An 8,677-nucleotide genomic window follows, 5' to 3' on the forward strand; every position below is an offset into this window, starting at 1 on the left:
TCCGCGATGAACCATAAAAATGGCTCCGTATTGGGAGCCATTTTTGTTTTTAAGAAGACTGATTTGTTGAACGTTTTCAGTCGGCCAACTCGGGCTCAGCTAACTCCTGAACACAAGCGCGGCTGATGTCTTCATCAATGTAGGCCATACCGAGTTTATTGAGGTAGTCCATGCGATCGGCAGTGCGAAGCTCGATGTCGGGGCCTGCAATGTTGTTGGCTTGATAAATTTCAGTGAGATGAGACATGAATTGTTCACCCACACTCATCATCAATAGACTCATTGCTCCTACGTCCGGTCTTACTTTGGCACGTTGCTTTTCAGATAAGTTTACCGCGAATACGATAGGCTGTTCTTCACCTTCGAAGCGAACGCCTCGCTCACGAACGGTTTGTTGAGCCCAGTAATATGCCAGTTCTTTGCTCTGGGTGAGAAACACTGGCTCAACCGATTCGGTGTAGTTGTTGCCGATGGTCGCCATAGTTTTTGAAGCTGCTTCGTTGAGCGCTTTGTCTCCAGAACGTTTTAAACCTTGGCCTTGAATAGAAGCCAATAAAGCGGAAGATGTGCCGTGATACCAAGTATCACCCGTCGCGAAACCATTCTCTGATAACAGCGTTTTTGCATCTTGTAGGTGTGTAGGTATTGAAGTCATAGGCACTCTCAAAAAATAAGAATCTTAACAAATAGGAATCTGAACAAATACGTATACAGTTAGCTTAAACAGAAGTTGTTCGGTTAACCGTGGTGTGGAACACAAATCTGAGGCTTTGAGATAAAGCTGGCAGTACAAGCTTTATCTCAAAGCCTTCCCCCGGATCTTACCTAAGTAAGAGAGAAGGACGGGGGAGGCTTTAGCGTTAGCGGTTAATCAAATTGATTAGACGTATTCGCTTCACCCGCGGCTTTTAGTGCATTCTCACCCGCGAAGTATTCTTTGTGATCATCACCGATGTCTGAACCAGACATGTTTTGGTGTTTAACACAAGCGATGCCTTGGCGTATCTCTTTGCGCTGAACATTTGCAACATAGCCCAGCATGCCTTGGTCACCGAAGTATTCTTTTGCAAGGTTGTCGGTTGACAGCGCTGCAGTGTGGTAAGTCGGTAGAGTAATCAAGTGATGGAAGATACCCGCTTCACGAGATGCATCCGCTTGGAATGTGCGAATCTTGTCATCAGCTCGTTTAGACAATTCAGTTTCGTCATATTCAGCACTCATTAGGCTAGCACGGTCGTAAGCTGAAACATCTTTACCTTCTGCTACCATCGCATCGTATGCTTGTTGGCGGAAGTTTAGCGTCCAGTTGAATGATGGAGAGTTGTTGTAAACCAGCTTCGCATTAGGGTGAACTTCACGTACGCCGTCCATCATCTCTTTGATTTGACCGATGTGTGGCTTCTCAGTCTCAATCCATAGTAGGTCAGCACCCGCGTTGATTGCTTCAATACAGTCGAATACACAACGGTCTTCACCAGTACCTTGGCGGAATTGGTATAAGCCTGAAGGTAGACGCTTAGGTCGAACTAGCTTGCCGTCACGGTTAAAGCAAACGTCGCCTTCTGCCATATCTGCAACATCGATCTCTTCAACATCTAGGTATGAGTTGTAGATATCACCTTGGTCGCCCGGCTCTTTCACTACTGCGATTTCTTTTGTTAGGCCAGCACCTTGAGAATCGGTACGAGCAACAATAACGCCGTTGTCGATGCCTAGTTCAAGGAAAGCGTAACGAAGTGCGCGAAGTTTTGCGTGGAAGTCAGCGTGTGGAACCGTTACTTTGCCGTCTTGGTGACCACATTGCTTCTCATCGGCAACTTGGTTTTCAATTTGTAGACAACATGCGCCTGCTTCAATCATCTGCTTAGCCATTAGGTAGGTCGCTTCTGCGTTACCAAAACCTGCATCGATATCGGCGATGATTGGCACCACGTGTGTTACGTGATTGTCGATTTTGTCTTGGATAAGGTCTTGTTGGTTAACGTCGCCCGCTTCACGTGCAGCGTCTAGCTCACGGAATAAACCACCCAGTTCACGTGCATCAGCTTGGCGCAGGAATGTGTATAGTTCTTCTACTAGGCCTGCAACCGATGTTTTCTCATGCATTGATTGGTCTGGAAGTGGACCAAAATCAGAGCGAAGTGCAGCAACCATCCAACCAGAAAGGTATAGGTAACGACGGTCAGTCTTGCCATCAAAGTGCTTCTTAATAGAAATCAGTTTTTGTTGGCCGATGAAACCATGCCAACAACCCAGAGACTGAGTGTATTGAGAGCTGTCTTCGTCGTAAGCCGCCATGTCTGCACGCATGATATCTGCCGTGTATTGTGCAATATCCAGACCTGTTTTGAATTTGTTTTGAGCTCGCATACGAGCAGCAGATTCAGGGTTAATTGCATCCCATGGAGCACCAGCAGCGCTTTTTGCAACTTCAATCATTTCGATATCTTGTGTAATTTGCGACATAACTATTCCTTAGTTTCACGTGGGGTATGGTTGCCAAATTGGCTTGGATTAAAACTTTGCTATGGACAAAGAATAACCACTCATGTGATAATTTTGTTAATTTATAGTTATTATATTCGGTATTTTTCTTATGAATATTGCTCGTATAGACCTTAATTTGCTTGTGTATTTAGACATGTTGCTACGTGAAAGAAACGTTACACGAGCAGCAAATCAATTGGGTATTACTCAACCAGCCATGAGTAATGGCCTTCGCCGATTGCGTGATCTGTTTGAAGACCCGCTATTAGTGAGAACAAGTGAAGGGATGATACCGACCGAACGCGCGCACAAGTTGCAGCCACTGATTCGAAACATCTTGGCGAATGTAGAGAAGACACTGCAGCCGACCACAGAGTTTAATGCAGAAGACAGTGAACGCGTGTTTCGTATCATGGCGAGTGACTATGCAGAGTCGACCATTATTCAGCCGCTATTGAAAAAACTGAGCGAGATAGCACCGAAAATACGACTGGATATAATGACGCCAAGTGATGTGAGCTATCAGGATGTAGAGCAAGGTACCGTTGATATAATTATCAACCGATTTGACGATATTCCTCAGTCGTTTCACCAGATGAGCCTTTGGCACGACGGGTTTTCTTGCCTCTTTAGTTGTGACAACCCGATAGCCGACAATTTCGATATTTTGTCTTATTTAAAGGCGCAACATATTTGGGTAAGTAAGACTGGTATGGGAACGGGAGTCGGGATAAACCCAAGCGAAGCACAAAAGCTTGGTTGGATAGATGAAGCACTAATGCGCATTGGTAAAACCCGTAACATCACGGTGTTTACGCGACACTACTTGTCGGCGATTCTCTTCGCACAACAGAAGAACCTGATCCTGACTATTCCTACCAAAGCCGCTCAACTGCAGCGCAATAACCCTAGATTGTTGATCAAGCCTGCGCCATTTGCGATTGAACCCTTTGAGGTGAAGATGGCGTGGAGTCCATTGTTACAAACCAATCCAGACCACCAGTGGATGCGTCGTTTGATTAAAAGTGTCGCTAACGAAATCGAGAGTGGAGTAACGGAATAACACAGTTTTTAGGGTATTTTTTATATGAATATCCAATATAACCGGCATAAATTAGCTAAATTCATGTCCGTTAAGTAAGTTTAAGTCAGTAAAGTAAATTTGAGCTAGTCACGAAAATTTATTGAGTAGCCATAAATTAGTTTGAGAGAGATTTTATGAGCAGTCGTATTCAACAGGGAAGCTTGAACATTGATAGCACCCTCTACCAATTAATTAATGAGCAGGTGATTCCTGGAACAGGCATTGTCGCTGAAGACTTTTGGCAATCATTTGCAACCATCCTTGAAGATTTGGCTCCAAAAAATCGCGCATTGCTTATCAAGCGTGAAGATCTTCAACATCAAATTGACGTTTGGCACCAAGAGCGTGCTGGGCAAACGCTAGATCCTGTGGAGTACAAACAGTTCTTACAGCAGATCGGTTATTTGGTTCCTGAAGGCGATGACTTTCAAGTGACGACAGCGAGCGTAGAGCCTGAGATCGCAACACAAGCAGGGCCGCAGCTTGTGGTGCCAATCATGAACGCACGTTTTGCACTTAACGCAGCCAATGCGCGTTGGGGCAGCCTATATGATGCGCTCTACGGAACGGACGTGATCAGTGAAAGTGATGGCGCGGAAAAGGGCGGAAGCTTTAACCCAGCCCGTGGCGCTAAAGTAGTGACTTATGCTCGCGAGTTCCTTGATGACGCAGCGCCATTAAACGGCGTCTCCCATAAAGACGTCACCAAATACAGCATCAGTAACGCTAGCATCGGCAATAAATTAATAGCGACACTCGATAACGGCGAAGAAGTCACTCTCATTGATAGCGACCAGTTCATTGGCTATCAAGGTGACGCAAGTTCCCCTTCGTGCATTCTTCTTAAACACAATAATCTGCACATCGAAATTCAAATTGACCCGAGCGCACCGATTGGTAGCGTCGATGTGGCGGGAATTAAAGATGTATTAGTCGAAGCCGCTCTAACAACCATTATGGATTGCGAAGACTCGGTTGCTGCAGTTGATGGTGAAGACAAAGCATTGGCTTACCGTAACTGGTTAGGCTTGATGAAAGGTGATCTACAAGAATCACTAGAGAAAAACGGCAAAACCATTGTTCGTAACCTTAACCCAGATCGCCAATACACCAGCGTGACGGGTGGTGAGATTTCACTAAAAGGCCGCAGCATGTTGTTCATCCGTAATGTCGGCCACCTGATGACCAACCCTGCCATTATTGATGCTCAAGGCAATGAAGTGCCTGAAGGCATTATGGATGGCATGATCACTTCGCTAATCGCGATGCATGATTTAAAAGGCAACAGTGCTTACCAAAACTCGACCGCGAACAGCATCAATATTGTAAAACCTAAGATGCATGGTCCTGAAGAAGTCGCGTTCACCAATGAGCTGTTTGGTCGCATTGAAGATGCATTAGGGCTAGATCGATTCACGATCAAAGTTGGCATCATGGACGAAGAGCGTCGTACTTCGGTTAACCTTAAAGAATGTATTCGAGCGGCTAAAGATCGTGTTGTGTTCATCAACACAGGTTTCTTAGACCGAACGGGTGATGAGATTCACACCAGTATGGAAGCGGGACCATTCGCTCCTAAAACACAGCTGAAAACCATGACTTGGATTGGCGCATACGAAGATCAAAACGTTGATCTTGGCTTAGCTTGTGGCCTGCAAGGTAAAGCCCAGATTGGTAAAGGTATGTGGCCAGAGCCAGACAACATGGCGAAGATGATGGATGCGAAAATCGGACATCCACAAGCGGGTGCTAATACTGCTTGGGTTCCTTCTCCAACCGCCGCGACTTTGCACGCGCTGCACTATCACAAGGTGAGTGTACTAAGCCGTCAGAAAGAGCTTCGTGAGCGAGTGAGAGCCAATGTTGATGATATTCTTACTATCCCGCTACTGGGCAACCAAAAGCTGACTGCGCAAGATATTCAAAGTGAACTGGATAACAACACACAAGGTATTCTGGGGTACGTGGTTCGTTGGATTGATCAAGGCGTTGGTTGTTCGAAGGTACCTGATATTAACGATGTCGGCTTGATGGAAGACCGAGCGACGCTGCGTATTTCAAGCCAGCACATTGCAAACTGGTTACGCCATGGCATTTGCGATGAAGACCAAGTTATGAAAACAATGAAGCGCATGGCTGCTGTTGTTGATGATCAAAACGCTGGGGATCCAAGCTACCAGAATATGGCGCCTAATTTTGAAAACAGCATTGCATTTTCAGCGGCGTGCCAGTTGGTATTCGAAGGGTGTGCTCAGCCGAGCGGTTACACCGAGCCAGTGCTGCATGCTATGCGTCTAAAACTGAAAGCACGGGAATAGCGAAGCAACCGAATAACAAAAACAGAGAATGCAAAATACTAAAAAAAGAACCCCCCTTTAACCGAGCCCAAGGTGCCGCGCTTTTATAGCGCGGCTTTTTTTTGATTCATTTTTGTGGTGGGAAGGGGGGAGAATGGGGCAGGTTTGTGCTCACTAAGACTTAATTATTTCCAAAACCTAGTTACTACCAACCTTATTTTCCGCCAAAGCAAAGATACTTAATGTCCATGTACTCATCGATGCCTTCTTTCGCACCTTCACGGCCAATACCTGATTGTTTCACGCCACCGAAAGGCGCGACTTCGGTTGAGATCAGGCCATCATTAATACCCACCATACCGTACTCAAGTGCCTCTGCGATGTTCCATACTCGATGAATGTTCTGACTGTAGAAGTACGACGCTAATCCATAAATGGTATCGTTGGCCATCTCGATAAGCTCTTCGTCCGTGTCGAATTTCATCACAGGCGCGACTGGGCCAAATATCTCTTGTTGAACGATGTCCATGCTGTGTTTTACATCTTTAAGAACAACAGGCTGAATGAAAAGCCCATTAAGCTCCTGAGTTGGCGTGACAGGCGCAGCACCTTGTTCAATCGCTCGGTTTATCAAAGCTTGGATGTTGTTCTTCGCATTCAGGCTGACAACAGGTCCAATCGTGACACCCTCATATAAACCGTTACCAATCTTAAGCTGCTGAACCGCTTGATCGAATTTAGCCACAAACTCATCGTACACTTTACTGTGAACGTAGAATCGGTTCGCACAGACACATGTTTGACCTGCATTACGGAACTTCGACGCCATTGCGCCTTGAACGGCCGCGTCGATGTCAGCATCGTCAAACACAATAAAAGGTGCATTGCCACCGAGCTCCATAGAGGTGCGTTTGATGCCTTTTGCCGCTTGAGCCATCAAGATACTGCCCACTCGAGTAGAGCCAGTGAAAGAGATTTTTTTGATAAGCGGATGCGAAGTGAATAGGTTGCCCACTTGCTCTGGGCTTTCACCAAGCACTACTTGGAGCAGATCTTTAGGGATACCCGCTTGATAAGCCAGTTCAACCACAGCAAACGCAGAAAGCGGTGTCTCATCCGAAGGTTTCACGACAAAGCTACAACCTGCAGCTAAGGCAGGAGCCGCTTTACGAGTGATCATTGCAATCGGGAAGTTCCATGGCGTAATCGCACATGCGACACCAATAGGCTGCTTGATGGTCACCAAGCGTTTGCCAGAGACTGTGCTAGGAATGGAATCACCATAAGTGCGCTTCGCTTCTTCTGCAAACCATTCAATGAAGCTCGCGCCATACACGACTTCACCTGTCGCCTCGGCTAACGGCTTGCCCTGTTCCATTGTCATGATTCGAGCAAGGTCATCCTTGTTTTCGAGGATCAACTGGTGCCAGCGATGAAGTAGTGCAGCACGAGATTTAGCAGGGATTTTTGCCCACTCTTTCTGCGCTACATGAGCTCGTTCGATCGCGCTCGCTAACTCTGTTTTTGATGATACCGGTGCGTGCCCGATGAGTTCACCCGTTGCTGGATTGGTCACGGCAACCGCGTTATTCGCTTCTGTCACCATAAAAGAGAGTAAGCGCTGGTTATTAATTTCTAGCATGTGATTCCTTCTTGATGATTACTTTAGACGTGTTGCTTATTTGTGGGCAGTGAGAGTTAGAGTGACTTCGACCAGGTGTTCGTTGCTCGAAGCTTGTGGTTACGACTCAATAATACAGTTTTTTGTTTTCAAGATGAAAACACCTCCCGTTTTTCCTGAAATGATGACCATAGCGTTGCGTGTTGACTGTGATTTAGTCGGGCATTACACAAATTCAAACAACACGTAAACGCGTTTCTACGGAACCCTCAACCCAGTTAAATAAAGGGCTGGGGGCTCGAAATGCCGGTTTGTGTAAAAAAGCAATTTAGTAAAATTCACACTGTGTAATTTTTGTTGTGAAATTGTTTCAAAAATAACAGTAGTATGAAAAACATGGAAACCACACAGTAAAGAACAATTTTGAAAAGGGTCTATTGGGATGTTTGACCTAAATGAAATTTAAAGCCGTACGAGGGATAGACTATGAATATGCTGACACTAGACAAAACAGAACTTCACAGAAACCATTCAACATTTATTGCTGAAGCTGTCTTTGCCGTCGAAATGGTGAAAGCAGACAAGCAACTCGAAAAACAAAAAATGGCGAAACAGTTGCTTGATACTCTATTTCCTCTAGAGACGGGTTCACATGAAGATGTAGTGAGTTACGAGATCGATTACCGACACGTTCAGGTTTACTTCAAGAATGGCGAACATACTGGACTGAAACGCGCTAAACACTTTGTGGCTTACACAGGTGATAAATCTAAGCCTTCAGCAATCCTATTCCGTGATGAAAGCGGTACGCACGTTGAAGTGACAATCGGTGCTCGTAAAGGCACTGGCCGCCTGGAGTTGGTTGATATTCAAGATATCCAATTAGAGACGTGCACCACGTTTGGTCAAACTGAGGCGAGCCGTTCTTCTGGCATCCGTCACTGGGTGAGCTTAGTAAAAGGCGATGAAAGTGGCCGCCCGAATGCATCAAGTGAAGACAAAGAGTTCACGGCGAAAAATGGTGAAGACTATAACCTAGGTTTTTGCTTCGCAATCTAACGAACTGTCTTTGAAATGTGCAGTGCTGATCTGTGAGACGCAGCACTGACATTTGAGCACTGATTTCTCTTTTACCTTTGGTAACTTTCCCCGCCCCTATAGCGGGGCTTTTTTATGGTTCATCGCGGA

At 45.8% G+C, this 8,677-nt stretch carries 6 protein-coding genes; 3 read left to right on the forward strand and 3 right to left on the reverse strand.

Annotation, left to right across the window (positions count from 1 at the left end; all coding sequences use genetic code 11):
* Positions 1 to 76 precede the first annotated feature (76 nt).
* Positions 77 to 655, reverse strand: a complete 579-nt coding sequence (locus AB4138_RS23005; RefSeq protein WP_372307855.1) for a hypothetical protein — start codon at positions 653 to 655, stop codon at positions 77 to 79.
* 212 nt (positions 656 to 867) lie between these two features.
* Positions 868 to 2,466 carry an isocitrate lyase gene (locus tag AB4138_RS23010; RefSeq protein WP_017071002.1) on the reverse strand — a complete coding sequence of 533 codons (1,599 nt, stop codon included), beginning with the start codon at positions 2,464 to 2,466 and terminating at the stop codon, positions 868 to 870.
* A 130-nt stretch (positions 2,467 to 2,596) separates the two neighbouring features.
* Here AB4138_RS23010 and AB4138_RS23015 point away from each other — a divergent pair, with 130 nt between their 5' ends.
* Together AB4138_RS23015 and AB4138_RS23020 are read left to right on the forward strand one after the other, a co-directional pair.
* Positions 2,597 to 3,550, forward strand: coding sequence for a LysR family transcriptional regulator (locus tag AB4138_RS23015; protein ID WP_009845781.1), 954 nt, complete (start codon positions 2,597 to 2,599; stop codon positions 3,548 to 3,550).
* 155 nt (positions 3,551 to 3,705) lie between these two features.
* Positions 3,706 to 5,889 (forward strand): malate synthase G, encoded by a 2,184-nt coding sequence (locus AB4138_RS23020; RefSeq protein WP_372307858.1) that lies wholly within the window; start codon positions 3,706 to 3,708, stop codon positions 5,887 to 5,889.
* Between the two features lie 193 nt (positions 5,890 to 6,082).
* On the opposite strand, the gene AB4138_RS23025 is transcribed toward AB4138_RS23020, so the two are convergent.
* Positions 6,083 to 7,510: an NAD-dependent succinate-semialdehyde dehydrogenase gene (locus AB4138_RS23025; RefSeq protein ID WP_372307861.1), complete on the reverse strand. Its 1,428-nt coding sequence runs from the start codon at positions 7,508 to 7,510 to the stop codon at positions 6,083 to 6,085.
* 465 nt (positions 7,511 to 7,975) lie between these two features.
* Between AB4138_RS23025 and AB4138_RS23030 the strand changes: the two genes are divergently transcribed.
* Entirely contained in the window at positions 7,976 to 8,548 is a 573-nt protein-coding gene (locus AB4138_RS23030; protein ID WP_017064292.1) for a malate synthase, read from the forward strand.
* Positions 8,549 to 8,677: the final 129 nt, after the last annotated feature.

The sequence above is a fragment of the Vibrio sp. 10N.286.52.C3 genome, from assembly GCF_041468865.1.
Classification (GTDB): domain Bacteria; phylum Pseudomonadota; class Gammaproteobacteria; order Enterobacterales; family Vibrionaceae; genus Vibrio; species Vibrio crassostreae_C.

Coding starts and splice junctions, on each gene's coding strand:
- AB4138_RS23005 (WP_372307855.1), bottom strand. CDS start 655: ATGACTTCAATACCTACACACCTACAAGATGCAAAAACGCTGTTATCA.
- AB4138_RS23010 (WP_017071002.1), bottom strand. CDS start 2,466: ATGTCGCAAATTACACAAGATATCGAAATGATTGAAGTTGCAAAAAGC.
- AB4138_RS23015 (WP_009845781.1), top strand. CDS start 2,597: ATGAATATTGCTCGTATAGACCTTAATTTGCTTGTGTATTTAGACATG.
- AB4138_RS23020 (WP_372307858.1), top strand. CDS start 3,706: ATGAGCAGTCGTATTCAACAGGGAAGCTTGAACATTGATAGCACCCTC.
- AB4138_RS23025 (WP_372307861.1), bottom strand. CDS start 7,510: ATGCTAGAAATTAATAACCAGCGCTTACTCTCTTTTATGGTGACAGAA.
- AB4138_RS23030 (WP_017064292.1), top strand. CDS start 7,976: ATGAATATGCTGACACTAGACAAAACAGAACTTCACAGAAACCATTCA.